A 15678-nucleotide genomic window follows, 5' to 3' on the forward strand; every position below is an offset into this window, starting at 1 on the left:
GCCCTCCGAAGGGTCGTGGGGGGAAGACGGTGATCGGGGGTGGCGCCGTGGCGGGTGGTGCGAGCGTGGTCGGCGGCCAGTGTAGGGCTCGTTCTCATGTTCGGTGAATGCTTTGTCGATCTCTTCAACACCCTTACCCATCAAGGAAGTTGAAGGTCGTACGAAGGGTGCTTGACGTGCCGCTACGGCCTGCAGCAGGCTGTCGCGCGGTGATCACTGACAACCCCTGATGAAGGGTGGACGATGACAAGGGCGGTACTCGCCGTCGACCAGGGCACCTCCGGCACGAAGGCCCTCGTCGTCCACCCCGAGCGCGGTGTCATCGGTGCCGGCACCGCACCCGTACGCCCCCGCCATCTCCCCGGCGGCCGGGTCGAGGTGGAGCCCGGGCACCTCTACGACTCCGTCGTCGAGGCCGGGCGCAGGGCGCTAGCCGATGCCGCCGAACCCGTCGCCGCCGTCGGACTGGCCAACCAGGGGGAGACCGTCCTCGCCTGGGACCCGGCGACCGGCCGGCCGCTGACCGAAGCCATCGTGTGGCAGGACAAGCGCGCCGAGACCGTGTGCGCGGAACTCGCCCCGTACGCAGACGAGTTGCGACAGCTCACCGGACTTCCCCTCGATCCGTACTTCGCCGCGCCGAAGATGACCTGGATCCGCCGCCACCTCACCCGGGAGGGGGTCGTCACCACCAGCGACTCCTGGCTGATCCACCGGCTCACCGGGGCGTTCGTCACCGACGCGGCGACCGCGGGACGCACCCAGCTCCTCGACCTCGACGGCGTGCACTGGGCACCGGCCGCACTGGACGCCTTCGGGCTCGGCGGGGAACGCCTCCCGGAGGTGGTCGACGCCGCCGGACCGGTCGGCACCACGACGGCGTTCGGCCCCGAACTCCCGCTCACCGGCCTGCTGGTCGACCAGCAGGCCGCCCTGCTGGCCCAGCGGGTCACCGCACCCGGCACCGCGAAGTGCACCTACGGCACCGGCGCGTTCCTGCTCGCCCACACCGGCGCACGGCCCAGGCGGGGCACCTCCGGACTGGTCAGCTGCGTCGCCTGGCGGCTCGCCGGGGACACCAGCTACTGCCTCGACGGGCAGGTGTTCGCCGCCGCGTCCGCCGTCGACTGGCTGGCCGGCCTCGGCGTGATCTCCGGCGCCGCGGACCTCGACCGGGTCGGCTCGGCCGTGCCCGACAGCGCAGGGGTCACGTTCGTACCCGCGCTGGCCGGGCTCGCCGCCCCCTGGTGGCGCGGCGACCTGCGCGGCTCGCTGACCGGACTCGGCCTCGACACCACGCCCGGCCATGTCGTGCGCGCCCTGTGCGACGGCATCGCCGCACAGGTCGCCGCACTGGCCGACGCGGCGGCAGCCGACCTCGGCGAACCGCTCACCGCCCTCCGCGTCGACGGCGGCCTCACCCGCTCGGCGCTCCTCATGCAGACCCAGGCCGACCTGCTGCAACGCCCCGTCGAGGTCTCGGCGCTGCCCGATGCGACGGCGCTGGGCGTCGGCGCGCTCGCCCGCGTCGGCATCGATCCGGGCCTGAGCGTGGACGATGCGGTACCGCAGTGGCAGCCCGCCGCGGTGTACGAACCGCGGATCTCCGCGAGCGAGGCCGCGGACCGCCTCGCCGGCTTCCGCGCGGCGGTCGACGCCCTGACGGCCCGTACGCCGGTGCAGCGGCCGTGACGGTGACGGTCACGAGGCGGGGCATGCCCCTGGGGGCGCCGGCCGGCCGGACGTACGACGTGGCCGTCGTCGGCGCCGGGGTCGTCGGCTGCGCGATCGCCCGCGAACTCGCCCGGCACGCCGGGCTCAGCATCGCCCTCGTCGAGGCCCGGGACGACGTCGGCGACGCCACCTCCAAGGCCAACACGGCGATCCTGCACACCGGTTTCGACGCCGTGCCCGGCTCGCTCGAGTCACGGCTGGTACGGGACGGGGCACGGCGCCTCGCCGCGTACGCCGCCGAGGCCGGCATCCCCGTCGAACCGGTCGGTGCGCTGCTGGTGGCCTGGGACGAGGAACAGCTCGCGACCCTGCCGCGCCTGGTCGAGAAGGCCGAACGCAACGGCTGCCACGACACCCGGATCATCGGCCCCGACGAACTGCGCACCCTCGAACCCCACCTGGGACCGGGCGCGCTCGGTGCCCTCGCCGTCCCCGGCGAGAGCGTCGTCTGTCCCTGGACGACGACGCTCGCCCATGCGACCCAGGCGGTACGCGCCGGGGTGCATCTGCACCTCGACTGCCGGGTGGAGACGGCCGACCGGGAGGACGGAGACCACCGGCTGGGCACCTCCCGGGGCACCCTGCGCGCCCGCTACCTGGTCAACGCCGCGGGCCTGCACGCCGACGAGCTCGACCGCGTGCTCGGCCACGACGACTTCACGGTGCGCCCGCGCCGCGGTCAGCTGATCGTGTTCGACAAGCTCGCCAGGGGGCTGGTCCGCCACATCCTGCTGCCGGTTCCGACGGCCCTCGGCAAGGGCGTGCTCGTCGCGCCGACCGTGTACGGCAACGTGCTGCTCGGACCGACCGCCGAGGACCTGGACGACAAGGCCGCCACCGAGTCCACGGCCGAAGGGCTGGCCCTGCTGCGCGAGAAGGGCCGCCGTATCCTCCCGGAGCTCCTGGAGGAGGAGGTCACGGCGGTCTACGCGGGGCTGCGCGCGGCGACCGAACACGACGACTACCGGATTCGGGCCCACGCCGACGACCGCACCGTGACCGTGGGCGGTATCCGCTCCACCGGGCTGACGGCGTCGATGGGGATCGCCGCGCACGTCACCGGACTGCTGGCCGGCCTGGGCCTCGCTCTCGGACCCGCCCGCGCCCTGCCCGCCGTCCGCATGCCCGGTCTCGGCGAGGCGTCCCCCCGCCCCCATCAGCACGCCGGGCTCGTCGCCGCCGATCCCGCCTACGGCACCCTCGTGTGCCACTGCGAACGCGTGTCGCGGGGCGAGATCCGCGACGCCCTGGCCGGCCCCATCCCCCCGGCGACGCTGGACGGCCTGCGCCGCCGCACCCGGGCCCGGGCCGGGCGCTGCCAGGGGTTCTACTGCGGAGCGGCGGTGCGGGAGTTGTTCGAACGGGGAGGGGACGGCGGGGCGGGGACGGGGCCGGCCGAAGAGCCCGGCACGGAGGAAGGAGCGGGCAGCGGCCATGCGGATGCGTAGCGTCGACGTCCTCGTCGTGGGCGCCGGGCCCTCCGGGCTCGCGGCGGCCGCACACCTGGCGGCGCACGGGGTGCGGGCCGAGGCGGTCGAGCGGGAGCAGTGGGCCGGAGGAGCGCCCCGGCACTGCGGCCACGGAGGCTTCGGAGCGCCGTGGCTGACGGGCCCCGACTACGCGCGCCGGGCCGTCGAGGACGCGGTGCGGGCGGGCGCGGTGATCGGCACGGGCGTGACGGTGCTCGACTGGGCACCCGGACCCCATCCGCCCATGGGCACATCACGGGACCGGCCGCGCGAGTCGCCCGCCGTCGACACCACCGGTCCGTGCGGTCCCGAGCGGATCACGGCGCGGGCCGTCGTGCTTGCCACCGGGGCCCGCGAACGGCCGCGCAGCGCGCGGCTCGTCCCCGGCACGCGGCCCGCCGGCGTCCTCACCACCGGAGAGCTCCAGCAGCTGGTCCACCGGTACGGACGGTCCGTCGGCCGGCGTGCCGTGGTCGTCGGGGCCGAGCCCGTCTCCTTCCACGCGGCGGACACGCTCCGGCAGTCCGGCGCCGAGGTCGTCGCCCTGGTCACCGATCTGCCACGGGCCCAGGCGCCCCGGTCACGCGTCATGGACGCCCGCCTGCGGTGCGGGGTGCCGCTGCTCACGGGCACGACCGTGACCCGGCTGTACGGCCGCGGACGCCTCGCCGGAGTCGGGATCCGCCGCGCGGACGGCCGGAGCGCGACCCTCGCCTGTGACACCGTCGTCTTCACGGGGGACTTCGTGCCCGAGCACGAACTCGCCCGCCGGGGCGGCCTCGACATCGACCCCGGGACGCGCGGTCCCGCGGTCGACGCGGCGTTCCGCACCTCCCGGCGCGGTGTGTTCGCCGTCGGCAACCTGCTGCACGCCGTGGAGAGCGCCGGTGCGGCGGCCCGCGAAGGCAGGAGCGCCGGGGCCCGCGTGGCGGAGTTCCTGACCACCGGCCACTGGCCGCCCGGCACGGGCGTCCCGGTCGAGGCGGTCCCGCCGTTGCGCTGGGCGGCGCCCCACCGCATCGCCCCCGACGCCGTGTACGACCGGCTCACCTTGCGCACGGCCGCCTTCCTGCCGCGCCCGAGGCTCCTGGTGACCCAGGACGGCCACCGCCTGCACGAGGAACGGCACTGGCGTACCGCCGTGCCGAACAGACCGCTCCGGATTGGGGCCCACTGGGCGGAGCGAGTGGACCCCGAGGGCGGGCCGGTGCGGATCTCGGCCTGGTGACCCACGGGACCGGCCGGGTGACCGACGGGACCGGCCGGGTGACCGACGGGACCGGCCTGGTGACCGACGCGACCGGCCGGGTGACGGCGGGGCCGGCGGGGCGGTCCACCGGGCCGGCAGGGCGGCTTACCGGCCCGGTGACCGACCGCATCGGGTGACCGACCCGCCTCGGTGGCCGTGGCGGGCCCGAGTGCCGTGTGTGCCGGGCGGCCGTGGCGGGTCAGGTGAAGGACCCGTGCCGTCCGGCCCCCGACGCGAAGCGGGCCGCGCCCTTCAGGCTCTCCTCCAGGACGCCCGCGCCGTGGCGCAGTTCGCCGGCCATGGCCCCGGGCTCGGGCAGGCCCTCCTGGTCGAGCGCCGACGCACGGTCGGAGCGCAGGCAGGCCTGCGGGAAGCGGGCGATCTCGGCGGCGAGGGCCTCCGCCTCGGCGCGGGCGCGGCCGGGAGGCACGACCCGGTTGGCGAGTCCCGTCGTCCGGGCCTCGGCGGCCGACACCGGGCGCCCGGTGAGGATCATGTCCATGGCGTGGCTGGTGCCGATCAGGCGGGGCAGCCGTACCGTGCCGCCGTCGATGAGCGGGACCCCCCACCTGCGGCAGAACACCCCGAACACCGCGTCCTCCTCGACGACGCGCAGATCGCACCAGAGGGCGAGTTCCAGCCCACCCGCCACGGCGTGGCCGCTCACCGCCGCGATCACGGGCTTCGACAGCCGCATCCGGGTCGGGCCCATGGGGCCGTCGCCGTCCTCGGCGACGCGGTTGCCGCGCTCCGTACCGATCGCCTTGAGGTCGGCGCCCGCGCAGAACGTGCCGCCCTCGCCCCACAGCACCGCGACCCGCGCGTTCTCGTCCTCGTCGAACGCCCGGAAGGCCGCGGCGAGTTCGGCGGCCGTCGGCCCGTCGACGGCGTTGCGCACCTCCGGCCGGGACAGGACGACCGTGGTGACGTACCCCTCGCGTTCAGTGCGGACCGGCATACCGGCGGACCCCTCTCCTCGGCGGTTGCGCGCCCAGTGCGGGCCGACGCGTCGTGAGGGTACTCAGATGACCTTGAGCCGGACCAGCGCCCCGAGCGTCAGCGCCCCCGGCAGCAGGGGCAGCCACACCGTGATGATGCGGTACGCCAGGACCACCCCCGTGGCGACGGCCGCCGGGCCGCCCGCGGCGACCAGGGCGACCACGAGGGCCGCCTCGACCGACCCGAGGCCGCCGGGCGTGGGGACGAGGGCGACGGCGACCGTGGCCGCGAGGTAGGCCACCGCCATGTGCGCGGGCGGCACCGGCAGTCCCATGGCCATGCCGACCGCGACCAGTCCCCCCGCCTGGAAGGCCGGGAAGGCGAGGGCGCCGCCCCACAGGGCGAACAGGCGCGACGGCCGGGTGTGCACGGAGCGGAGTTCGCCGAGCGAGGTGCGCAGGAAGCCGAGCACGGCGGTACGGACGCGGCGCACCAGCGCGAGGACCAGGACCGCTGCGGCGAGCCCCGCCGCGACCGCGAGGAGCAGCGGCCCCACGGCGCCGTGCGGGACGAGGGTGCCGAGGTGCAGGGCGTCGGGGAAGGCGGCGAGCAGGGCGACCAGCAGACCCACACGGCCGACCGATTCGGCGAGGAGGTAGAGGGCGAGCGCGGCCGAGGACCGGGCGAGCGGGACGCCGCACACCGTCATGAAGCGGAGATTCACCGCGCTCGCACCGAGTCCGCTCGGCAGCATGTGGTTCGCCGCCGACGAGGCGAACTGCGCGGCCAGCAGGCGCAGCGCGGGCAGCCGCTCGACCACCGCACCCTGTCGGGTGCACGCCGCCGCCACCCAGGCCAGACACGTCGTGCCCGCCGCCGCGACCAGCCACGGCCACTCTGCCACGCCCAGCTTTCCGAATCCCTCCGCCAGCAGTGCCCGGTGCTGCACGGCCACCACCGCGACGAGGGCGAGCGGCAGCAGACAGAGCACCTGGCGGACGGGCAGCCGGGACAGCCGGCGCGCGCCCTCGGCACGGCGGCGCAGTGGGAGTGCGCCGTCGGCACGGGCCGGCTCTCCCGTGGCGCCCTGGGCGCGGCGGGGCAGCGGGCGTGCGCCGTCCGCGCGGCGGGACAGATGGCGCGTGAGCGCGGGGGGAACGCGTACAGCCGTCACAGTCACAGAGGTTTTCCGCACCGCACCAACGTCGGGTTGCGTGCACGAGGACGCCCGCTGACACGCCGGTCAACTGCGCGCCGGGCGGCTGACACGACGAACGCGCGGCTGACGCCCGGTGGCACGGCATCTCTTGACCTGAAGAATGGTTGAGGTTCTACGGTCGTCCCATGAGCATGGAGACCACCGCCTGGACCCAGCTGCACAGCGTCATGAACGCGCAGCGGGACAGCCGCCCGTTCGCCCGGGCGACCCTGCGCCGCATAGGCGCCTTCGCCCGGCCGCATCGCCGCCGTATCGCCCAGTTCGTGCTGCTCAGCATCGTCGGAGCGCTGCTCGCCGTCGCGACGCCGGTCCTCGCGGGCCGGGTCGTCGACGCGATCGTGCACGGCGCCGATCCGGGCGTCGTCGTCCGGATCGCCCTGCTGATCGCCGTCATCGCGCTGGCGGAGGCCGGGATCGGACTGCTGAACCGCTTTCTGTCCGCGAACCTCGGCGAGGGGCTGATCCTCGACCTGCGCACGGCCGTCTTCGACCATGTCCAGCGCATGCCGGTGGCCTTCTTCACCCGCACTCGCACCGGCGCCCTCGTCAGCCGTCTCAACAACGACGTGATCGGCGCCCAGCGCGCCTTCAGCAACACGCTCTCCGGCGTCGTGGGCAATCTGGTGACCCTGCTGCTCACGCTCGCCGTGATGCTCACGCTGTCGTGGCAGATCACACTGCTCGCGCTGGTCCTGCTGCCGGTGTTCGTCGTGCCCGCCCGCCGCATGGGGACCCGGATGGCCCGCCTCCAGCGCGAGGCGGCCGACCTCAACGCGGCCATGGGAACCCGGATGACCGAGCGGTTCACGGCCCCGGGGGCCACCCTGGTGAAGCTCTTCGGGCGGCCCGACGAGGAGTCCGTCGAGTTCGCCGCGCGGGCGCGCCGGGTGCGCGACATCGGTGTCCGCACGGCCATGGCGCAGTCGGCGTTCATCACCGCGCTGACGCTGGTCTCGGCCCTCGCGCTCGCCCTGGTCTACGGCCTCGGCGGCTGGTTCGCCCTGCACGGCAGCCTGGAACCGGGCGCCGTCGTCTCGCTCGCCCTGCTCCTCACCCGGCTGTACGCACCGCTCACCTCGCTGGCCGGGGCCCGGGTCGAGGTGATGAGCGCCCTCGTTTCATTCGAGCGCGTGTTCGAGGTGCTGGATCTCGAACCGCTCATCCATGAGAAGCCGGACGCCCGGCCCCTGCCGAACGGCCCCGTGTCCGTCGCGTTCGAGAACGTCCGCTTCGGCTACCCGTCCGCCGACAAGGTCTCCCTCGCCTCCCTCGAAGAGGTCGCGAGCCTCGACACACGCGGCGGCGCCGAGGTCCTGCACGGCATCTCGTTCCGCGCCGAGCCCGGCCAGACGGTCGCGCTCGTCGGCTCCTCCGGCGCCGGCAAGTCGACCATCGCGCAGCTGCTGCCCCGGCTGTACGACGCCGACGAGGGCACCGTCCGCATCGGTGGCACCGATGTGCGCGACGTGTCCGCGGCATCCCTGCGCGCCACGCTCGGCATGGTCACCCAGGACGGCCACCTGTTCCACGACTCGGTCCGGGCGAACCTGCTGCTGGCCCGGCCCGGGGCGACCGACGACGAGCTGTGGGACGTGCTGCGCCGGGCCCGGCTCGACGACCTCGTGCGCGAGCTGCCCGACGGGCTCGACACCGTCGTCGGGGAGCGCGGCTACCGGCTCTCCGGCGGGGAGCGCCAGCGCATGACGATCGCCCGGCTGCTGCTGGCCCGGCAGCGCGTCGTCGTCCTGGACGAGGCCACCGCGCACCTCGACAACACCTCCGAGGCGGCCGTGCAGGAGGCGCTCGCCGAGGCGCTCCAGGGGCGCACGGCCGTCGTCATCGCACACCGGCTGTCCACGGTCCGCGCCGCCGACCAGATCCTCGTCGTCGAAGGCGGCCGTATCGCCGAGCGCGGCACCCACGAGGAGCTGCTCGCCCTCGGCGGGCGCTACGCGGAGCTCTACCGGACCCAGTTCGTCGAGCACGGGCGGACGCCCCGCGGGGCCGTGGGTGCGGCGGAGGAGGAGGGCGCGGTCGTGTGAACGGGCGGGCGGCGCACCCAGGGGTGCGCCGCCCGCCGTGAGGCACGGGGCGCCCAGGGGACGCCGCCCGCCCGTGGGTCGCGCGGACTCAACGAGGAACGCAGCCGGGGAAGCGGTTCGGGGCGGGCACGGTGGAGGCGGCCCTGGCAGGACAGGCCTGGCGGCTCATATGGCGGCGGGCCGCGGCCGGCGGCCGGGCGGGTGCGTAGCGTGCGGCGAGCTGGCGGCCGGTGTCCCGGGCCAGGGCGGCGCGCAGCAGGGGCAGGTGGGCGGAGACGGCCGCGAGGCACTCGTGTTCGTCGCGGCAGCCGGTACAGGTCGCCAGATGGACACGGACCGGCAGCGCATCGTCGGGGGCGAGGGCGCCCAACGCGTACCCGGCCAGCAGTTCACGGATCGTGCGGCATTCCTGGAGCGAGGCGAACATGGCGGTGTCCTCTCTGTCCCGGCGCTGCGGACATGTCCCGTTTCTGCGGGCATACCGGCACGGTAGACCGAGGGGTGTGAAGACGTGGTGAGCATGCGATGCGCGGGCCATGTGCGTCCCGGGAACCCGCCCGGGGCGCGGCTGGCGCTCACGTACGACTGGCCGCCGTCCGCCGGTGGCGCATAGCACTACCTGGAGCAACCGACTTCGCCGTCGCCGCGCGCCTTTGCTACCCCTGGGGGGTAGGGCTCGGCCCACGGCGACGCCGGCCGCGTCGAGCCGGGGGACGTACGAGGAAAGGTGCACCCGGAATGGCGACGGTGCTGGTCGTAGACGACGAAGCCAAACTGCGCGCGCTGCTGCGCGACTACCTGGAGCGTGACGGATACGCGGTGCTGGAGGCGGCCGACGGCCGCGCCGCACTGGACCTCATGGCCACCTCCCACCCCGACCTGGTCGTGCTCGACCTCGGCCTGCCCGGCGTGCCGGGCGAGGAGGTGGCACGCCTTATGCGCCGGACGAGCGACGTTCCGATCGTGGTGCTCACCGCCAAGGCGGGTGAGAACGACAGGGTGACGGGGCTGCGGCTCGGAGCGGACGACTACGTGGTCAAGCCGTTCAGCCCGCGGGAGCTGGTCGCACGGGTGGAGGCCGTGCTGCGCCGCGCCCGTGGTCCTCGCGCGGACATCACCGAGGCGGCCTCCTACGGGCAGGGCCGGCTGCGCATCGACAGCGAGCGCCGTGAGGTGCACGCCGACGGGCTGCCGGTCGACCTCACCCGCAGCGAGTTCGACCTGCTGACCGCCCTCGCCTCCCGCCCCGGCAAGGCCTGGACCCGAATGGAGCTGGTGGGCCGCGTCCAGGGGCACGCCTTCGACGCGTACGAGCGGACCATCGACGTGCATGTGAAGAACCTGCGCCGCAAACTTGTCGACAGCCCCCCGTCCCAGGTGATCGTCACCGTGCCCGGGGTCGGCTACAAGCTGGGGGTGGAACGCGATGCGTGAACTGTTGCGCGGCCGGTTCGCCCGCCGCCTCGCCCTGGCCTTCGCCGCGCTCGGCTTCGGCACGGCCGCGCTGACCGCCGTTCTGGTCAACACCGCCTTCACCGCCCGTTTCGACGACTATCTGGGCGAGCAGCAACGGGCCCGTCAGCAGCAGCTGGTCGACCTCTTCGCCGAGGCCTACGAGCGCGACCACCAGTGGGACACCGGTTCGCTGGACCAGCTCGCCCCGACCGTGTCCATGACCGGCTCCCAGGCCCAGCTGCTGGATCTCTCGGGCCGCAAGGTGTGGTCGCTCGACGACATCCGGATGGACACCGAGAAGTTGGGCATGCACCGGCGCATGCTGAGCGAGCTCGGGCCCTGGTGCAGCCTCGCGGTCACGGTGAGCGGGCACCGGGTCGGCACCCTTCATGTGCGCGTGCCGAAGGGCATGGTCCCCGCCGTCGACAAGAACTTCCAGAACTCCGTCAACCGGCTGCTCGCGGGCGGGGCGCTCGGCGCCGCGCTGCTCGCCCTCGTCGTCGGCGTGTACACCGCGCGCCGGGCCACCGCCCCCATCGCCGAGCTCACCCGCGCGGCCGAGGGCCTGGCGGCGGGCCGGCGGGACCGGCGCGCCACCACCGTCCCCAACAACGAGATCGGCCAACTGGCCACCGCCTTCAACACCATGGCCGACCGGGTGGCACGGGAGGACGAGCTGCGCCGGGCCTTCGCCGCCGACGTCGCCCACGAGCTGCGCACCCCGCTCGCCATCCAGCGCAGTCAGCTCGAAGCGATCCAGGACGGCATCAGCAGACCCACCGACGACGTCATCACCTCGCTGCACGAGGAGTCCCTGCGTCTCGGCCGGCTGGTCGCCGATCTGGAGGCCCTGGCCTGCGCGGACGCCGCGGCCTTCACGCTGGAGCGCGAGCCGCTGTCGCTGGCCGCGGTCGTGTCCGACACGGTCACCGGCGTCTCCGACTCCTTCGCCGCGGCCGGTATCGACCTCAAGACCGACCTGGCGGACGTACGGGTCGAGGGGGATCCGCTGCGGCTGGGTCAGATCATCACCAACCAGCTGGTCAACGCGCTGAAGTTCGTGCCCCCGGGGGGCAGGGTGACGATCACGTTGGGCGAGGAGGACGGCTGGGCCGTGCTGCGCGTGGCCGACACCGGTCCCGGCATCCCCGCCGACGAACTCCCGCACATCTTCGACCGCTTCTTCCGCAGCCGCGCCGCCCGCGCCGACGGTTCGGGGATCGGCCTCGCCGTCGCGGCCGAACTCGCGGCCGCCCACGGGGGCACCCTCACCGGTGAGAGCGAGTTGGGCAACGGCGCCACCTTCACCACGCGCATCCCCGCCCTTCCCGCGCCCTGACCGGTGCCCGGTGCGAGTGCCCGCCGCGGCCGACACGGCGCCGACAGCCGCCGGCCGCGGTCCGGGTGACCTGGCGTGCCGACTCGCCCCACGCGGGCGTGCCGACGCGCCGGACGCGGGCGTGCGGGGGAGCGGCGGCCGGGCCTCGCCCGGGGTTCTCCGCCGCCCGGCCACTGCCGCACCGGCGATCGGTCGGGCACCCGCCGGTGCGTCGGCCACGGGGGATCAGCGCTCGCTGTCGAGGTGGTGCATCTGGGGCGCGGCATAGCGCGTCCCGGCGGCGGAACCCGCGGGGATCGCCTGCTCGATCGCCGCGTGGTCGTCGTCGGAGAGCATCAGCCGCTCGGCGCCGAGGGTCTCGGTCAGGCGGTCCCGGCGGCGGGCGCCGACGAGCGGCACGATGTCCTCGCCCTGCGCCGCGACCCAGGCGATCGCCACCTGGGCGACGGTCGCCCCCCTGACCTCGGCGATCTTGCGCAGGGCCTCGACGAGGCCGAGGTTGCGGTCGAGGTTCTCGCCCTGGAAGCGCGGGCTGAAGCCGCGGAAGTCCTGGGCGCCGAGCTCGCGGCCCCTGCTCCAGTGACCGGAGAGCAGGCCGCGGGAGAGCACGCCGTACGCGGTGATGCCGATGCCCAGCTCGCGGGCCGTGGGCAGGATCGAGTCCTCGATGCCGCGGGACAGCAGGGAGTACTCGATCTGCAGATCGGCGATGGGGTGCACGGCCTGGGCGCGGCGCAGGGTCTCGGCGCCCACCTCGGACAGGCCGATGTGCCGGACGAGTCCGGCCTGCACCATCTCGGCGATGGCGCCGACCGTGTCCTCGATCGGCACGTCCGGGTCGAGGCGCGCCGGACGGTAGATGTCGATGTGGTCGGTGCCGAGGCGGCGCAGCGAGTAGGCGAGGAAGTTCTTCACCGCTGCCGGGCGGCCGTCGTGGCCGCTCCAGCCGCCCAGGGGGTCGCGGAGGGCGCCGAACTTCACGCTGATCACGGCGTTCTCGCGGTTGCGGCCGCGCAGGGCGTCACGGAGCAGCAGTTCGTTGTGGCCCATGCCGTAGAAGTCGCCGGTGTCGAGCAGCGTCACGCCGGCGTCGAGGGCGGCGTGGACGGTGGCGACGGATTCGGCCTCGTCGGCCGGCCCGTACAGGTCCGACATGCCCATGAGGCCGAGTCCGAGGGAGGAGACGGCGGGGCCGCCGGTGCCGAGGATGCGGGTGTTCACAGGGGTGTCCCATCACAGAGGAGTATCGACGATAACGCTTTGACGTTATCAGTGATGTCATCGATGGTAACAGTGGTCGGGTAGCGTTGATTCCATGAGAGCCGGAACGACCGACGACACGAGCAGTTCGGGGAAGACCTCCGAGCGGAGTGCCGACACCCGCGAGCGGATCCTCGTCGCCGCCGCCGAGCTGCTGGCGGAAGGCGGCAGCGACGCCGTGTCCACCCGGGCCGTGGCCCAGTCGGCAGGAGTCCAGGCCCCGACGCTCTACCGGCTCTTCGGCGACAAGCAGGGACTCCTGGACGCGGTCACCGCGTACGGGTTCGAGCGCTACCTGGAGAGCAAGCAGACGGCGGGGACCTCCGGCGACCCGGTCGTGGACCTGCGCCGGGGCTGGGACCTGCACATCGAATTCGGGCTGACGCACCCGTCGTTCTACGTGCTGATGTACGGCGCCGTGCGGCCCGGCGAGCGCCCCGCGGCCGGTGAGGAGGCGCACCGGATGTTGATCGCCATGCTGGAACGGGTCGCCCGCTCAGGCCGGCTGCGCCTCCCCGTCGACGAGGCCGCCGCGATGATCCAGGCGGCGAGCGTCGGCGTGGTCCTCACCCTCGTCGCCACCCCCGTGGAGTCCCGCGACACGGGTCTGGCCAACCGGACCCGCGACGTGGTCCTCTCCGCCGTGACCACGGACGGAGTGCCGGAGGCGACGGACGGCGCGGTGGCCGCCAACGCCCTCGCCCTCTCCGCCCGGCTCCCCGAGCTGTCCGAGGCGTTCACGCCCGCCGAGGCCGCACTGCTGCGCGAATGGCTGCGGCGCCTGGCTGCCTCGGGCGGTGCGACGGCGTAGGGACGTTCACCGGCCACGGCGTAGGGGGCGCCTGCCGGACGGCGGCGTAGGGACGCCGGCCGGGTCGGGCCCCTGCCCCTGTCGCACGGCGGTCCGTCCCGAACCACACTGGTCAGTGGGGCGCCCGCCCGACACGGGTCCCCGCATGTGGAAGGAGGGACCCATGCCCACCGACACACCTCCCCGCCCGCTGCGCGTCCTCGTCTTCGGCGCGGCCCTGCGGGCCGAATCGGCCAACGCCCGCCTCGCAGCCCTCGTGGCCAGGCTGATCTCGGACACGGGCGCCACCGTCGACCTCGCCACGATGCGCGAGTTCGACATGCCCCTGTACGACGGCGACCTGGAGGCCGCCGAAGGGCTGCCGCACGGCGCGCTCGCGCTGCGTGAACGCCTGGAGCAGTGCGATGCCTTCGTGATTTCGTCGCCCGAGTACAACGCCTCCGTGCCGGGACTGCTGAAGAACGCCATCGACTGGGTCTCGCGGGTACAGCCGCAGCCCTTCAAGACCAAGCACGCGATGCTCGTCTCCGCCTCGCCCTCCATGGTCGGCGGCAACCGCGGTCTGTGGGCCCTGCGTGTGCCCCTGGAACACCTCGGCACCCGTGTCTACCCGGACATGTTCAGCCTCGCCAACTCCTACGGCGCCTTCGCCGATGACGGCACGCTCGCCGACCCGGGAGCGCAGCAGCGCCTCACCGAGACCGTGGCGTCCTTCCTCAGTCTCGTCGAGGCCGACACCCGCTACGTCTGCCTGGAGCGCCGGTGGTACGAGTTCCTGGGAGACCGCACCGAGGCGCCCATCACCCAACGCGCCGAGGAGTGAGCCCCGCTTCGTCGAGCCGGGCCGCGACGGGCCCGTATCGGTCAGTCCACCGACGGACCGTCACCGGGCCCGTGCGTGCCCGGCGGTGGCGCGTGCACACGCCGATGGGCGAGGGCCCACCAGACCTCGGCCAGATCACCGGGATCGCGAAGGTTGGTGCCGGACAGTTCCTGGAACCGGCGCAGGCGGTTGCGCAGCGTGTTGGGATGCACGAACAGACTGCGTGCCGCTGCCTCCAGCCGCATGCCGTGTTCCAGATAGGCGCGCACGGCGTCCTCGACGCCCGCGCCCTCGGCGCCGTACTCCCGGAGCGGCGCGAGCCGCTGCCGCACCAGCTGCTCGCCGAGCGCCGGAGTGGTCATGACCGCCGTGCGCAAACCCAGTTCCTCGCAGGTGCGGACACCGGTGAGCCCGAAGGACACCGCGGTGTCGAGCGCCTGCGTGGCGCGGGTGAACTCCGCGGCCAGCCCGAGCGGGCCGGTCGTCGAACCGAGCCCCACGACGAGGCGGCGGGAGGCGCTCGTGGGGCGTGACACCAGCAGACCGGACACGTCGCCCTCGACCCTGGTCACCAGCAGACGGCCCTCGCCGTCCGTCGCCAGCCAGGGGCGCAGCAGCTCCGTGACCTCCTCGGCGGCGATCTCGCCGGAGGCCGCACGCGCCCGGAACGGCAGACGGTCGGTGAGACACGCGGGTGCCTTGGTGCCGTATCCGGCCACGCTGAGCGCGGCGGGATCCAGCAGTAACATCCGGACGTAGGCCTCGACCCGTCTCTCCTCCGCGGTCGCCGCCCCGGACAGGGAGTTGTGCCGGCGCAGGATGCGCAGGGTCATCGCTCCCGCCCAGCTCCAGGTCTTCTCCGCGACGGCCAGCGTCTCGGCCGGATCCGCCCGACGCTCCGTCATCTCCCGGCTGAAACGCGACCACACCACGTCCACACCGATCCGGTACGCGGTGATGACGTCCTCGGTGGGCAGGTGGTAGCCGATCGACTCGAGCTCGTCGGGCCGCGGCGACGTGATGTCGTGCGCCTGGCGCATCGGGTCCCCGTCCCGCGCGGCCAGTCCCTGTATCACCGTCAGCCCGTCGCGCACGGCCTGCTCCACACGCGACGCGAGCCGCTCGACGGGTATCTCCCCGTAGGACGGCAGCTGTGCCCGCAGTCGGTCCACGACACTCCCCACCAAGGCGCCGATGTCCGCCTCCAGCGCGGCGACGGCCTCGGGCACCGATGTGCGAACCTCCACGTCACATCCCCCCAACTCGATGTCTTCGTCCATGGATTCCACGGTCGGCGGCGGAGAAGCTAGGCGGAGCCCGGCACTCCGACCGTTCGGA

General features: G+C 74.0%; 13 protein-coding genes. 8 read left to right on the forward strand and 5 right to left on the reverse strand.

All coding sequences use genetic code 11. From position 1 onward, the window contains the following. Positions 1 to 243 precede the first annotated feature (243 nt). Genes ACWCP6_RS31225 through ACWCP6_RS31235 form a run of 3 tightly spaced genes read left to right on the forward strand, consistent with a single transcriptional unit; the run spans position 244 to position 4431 of the window. Positions 244 to 1692 carry an FGGY family carbohydrate kinase gene (locus tag ACWCP6_RS31225; RefSeq protein ID WP_450935953.1) on the forward strand — a complete coding sequence of 483 codons (1449 nt, stop codon included), beginning with the start codon at positions 244 to 246 and terminating at the stop codon, positions 1690 to 1692. 23 nt (positions 1693 to 1715) lie between these two features. Beyond that, entirely contained in the window at positions 1716 to 3182 is a 1467-nt protein-coding gene (locus ACWCP6_RS31230; RefSeq protein WP_450935954.1) for an FAD-dependent oxidoreductase, read from the forward strand. After that, the gene (locus tag ACWCP6_RS31235) at positions 3169 to 4431 is read left to right on the forward strand and encodes an NAD(P)/FAD-dependent oxidoreductase (protein WP_450935955.1); all 1263 of its coding nucleotides are present in this window, start codon (positions 3169 to 3171) and stop codon (positions 4429 to 4431) included. The genes ACWCP6_RS31230 and ACWCP6_RS31235 overlap by 14 nt, the downstream gene beginning before the upstream one ends. Positions 4432 to 4651: 220 nt before the next feature. Here the strand turns inward: ACWCP6_RS31235 and ACWCP6_RS31240 are convergent, their stop codons facing one another. Beyond that, positions 4652 to 5410: a crotonase/enoyl-CoA hydratase family protein gene (locus ACWCP6_RS31240; RefSeq protein WP_450935956.1), complete on the reverse strand. Its 759-nt coding sequence runs from the start codon at positions 5408 to 5410 to the stop codon at positions 4652 to 4654. A gap of 63 nt (positions 5411 to 5473) precedes the next feature. Continuing rightward, the gene (locus ACWCP6_RS31245; protein ID WP_450935978.1) at positions 5474 to 6436 is read right to left on the reverse strand and encodes a lysylphosphatidylglycerol synthase transmembrane domain-containing protein; all 963 of its coding nucleotides are present in this window, start codon (positions 6434 to 6436) and stop codon (positions 5474 to 5476) included. Positions 6437 to 6741: 305 nt separating this feature from the next. Between ACWCP6_RS31245 and ACWCP6_RS31250 the strand changes: the two genes are divergently transcribed. Next, positions 6742 to 8652, forward strand: a complete 1911-nt coding sequence (locus tag ACWCP6_RS31250) for an ABC transporter ATP-binding protein (RefSeq protein ID WP_450935979.1) — start codon at positions 6742 to 6744, stop codon at positions 8650 to 8652. A gap of 88 nt (positions 8653 to 8740) precedes the next feature. On the opposite strand, the gene ACWCP6_RS31255 is transcribed toward ACWCP6_RS31250, so the two are convergent. Continuing rightward, a complete protein-coding gene (locus ACWCP6_RS31255; protein WP_450935957.1) occupies positions 8741 to 9079 on the reverse strand; it encodes a zf-HC2 domain-containing protein in 339 nt (112 codons plus the stop codon). A gap of 311 nt (positions 9080 to 9390) precedes the next feature. Between ACWCP6_RS31255 and ACWCP6_RS31260 the strand changes: the two genes are divergently transcribed. Continuing rightward, complete coding sequence (locus tag ACWCP6_RS31260; protein WP_450935958.1) at positions 9391 to 10086, forward strand: response regulator transcription factor; 696 nt, start codon at positions 9391 to 9393, stop codon at positions 10084 to 10086. Beyond that, the gene (locus tag ACWCP6_RS31265; RefSeq protein WP_450935959.1) at positions 10079 to 11446 is read left to right on the forward strand and encodes a sensor histidine kinase; all 1368 of its coding nucleotides are present in this window, start codon (positions 10079 to 10081) and stop codon (positions 11444 to 11446) included. The genes ACWCP6_RS31260 and ACWCP6_RS31265 overlap by 8 nt, the downstream gene beginning before the upstream one ends. Positions 11447 to 11671: 225 nt before the next feature. On the opposite strand, the gene ACWCP6_RS31270 is transcribed toward ACWCP6_RS31265, so the two are convergent. After that, positions 11672 to 12667: an aldo/keto reductase gene (locus ACWCP6_RS31270; RefSeq protein ID WP_450935960.1), complete on the reverse strand. Its 996-nt coding sequence runs from the start codon at positions 12665 to 12667 to the stop codon at positions 11672 to 11674. A 94-nt stretch (positions 12668 to 12761) separates the two neighbouring features. Here ACWCP6_RS31270 and ACWCP6_RS31275 point away from each other — a divergent pair, with 94 nt between their 5' ends. Both ACWCP6_RS31275 and ACWCP6_RS31280 read left to right on the forward strand, forming a co-directional pair. After that, the gene (locus ACWCP6_RS31275; protein ID WP_450935961.1) at positions 12762 to 13517 is read left to right on the forward strand and encodes a TetR/AcrR family transcriptional regulator; all 756 of its coding nucleotides are present in this window, start codon (positions 12762 to 12764) and stop codon (positions 13515 to 13517) included. A gap of 163 nt (positions 13518 to 13680) precedes the next feature. Beyond that, a complete protein-coding gene (locus tag ACWCP6_RS31280; RefSeq protein WP_450935962.1) occupies positions 13681 to 14340 on the forward strand; it encodes an NADPH-dependent FMN reductase in 660 nt (219 codons plus the stop codon). Positions 14341 to 14381: 41 nt separating this feature from the next. On the opposite strand, the gene ACWCP6_RS31285 is transcribed toward ACWCP6_RS31280, so the two are convergent. Continuing rightward, the gene (locus ACWCP6_RS31285) at positions 14382 to 15620 is read right to left on the reverse strand and encodes a PucR family transcriptional regulator (RefSeq protein WP_450935963.1); all 1239 of its coding nucleotides are present in this window, start codon (positions 15618 to 15620) and stop codon (positions 14382 to 14384) included. Between the last annotated feature and the right edge of the window lie 58 nt (positions 15621 to 15678).

Source organism: Streptomyces sp. NPDC002004 (assembly GCF_053593975.1).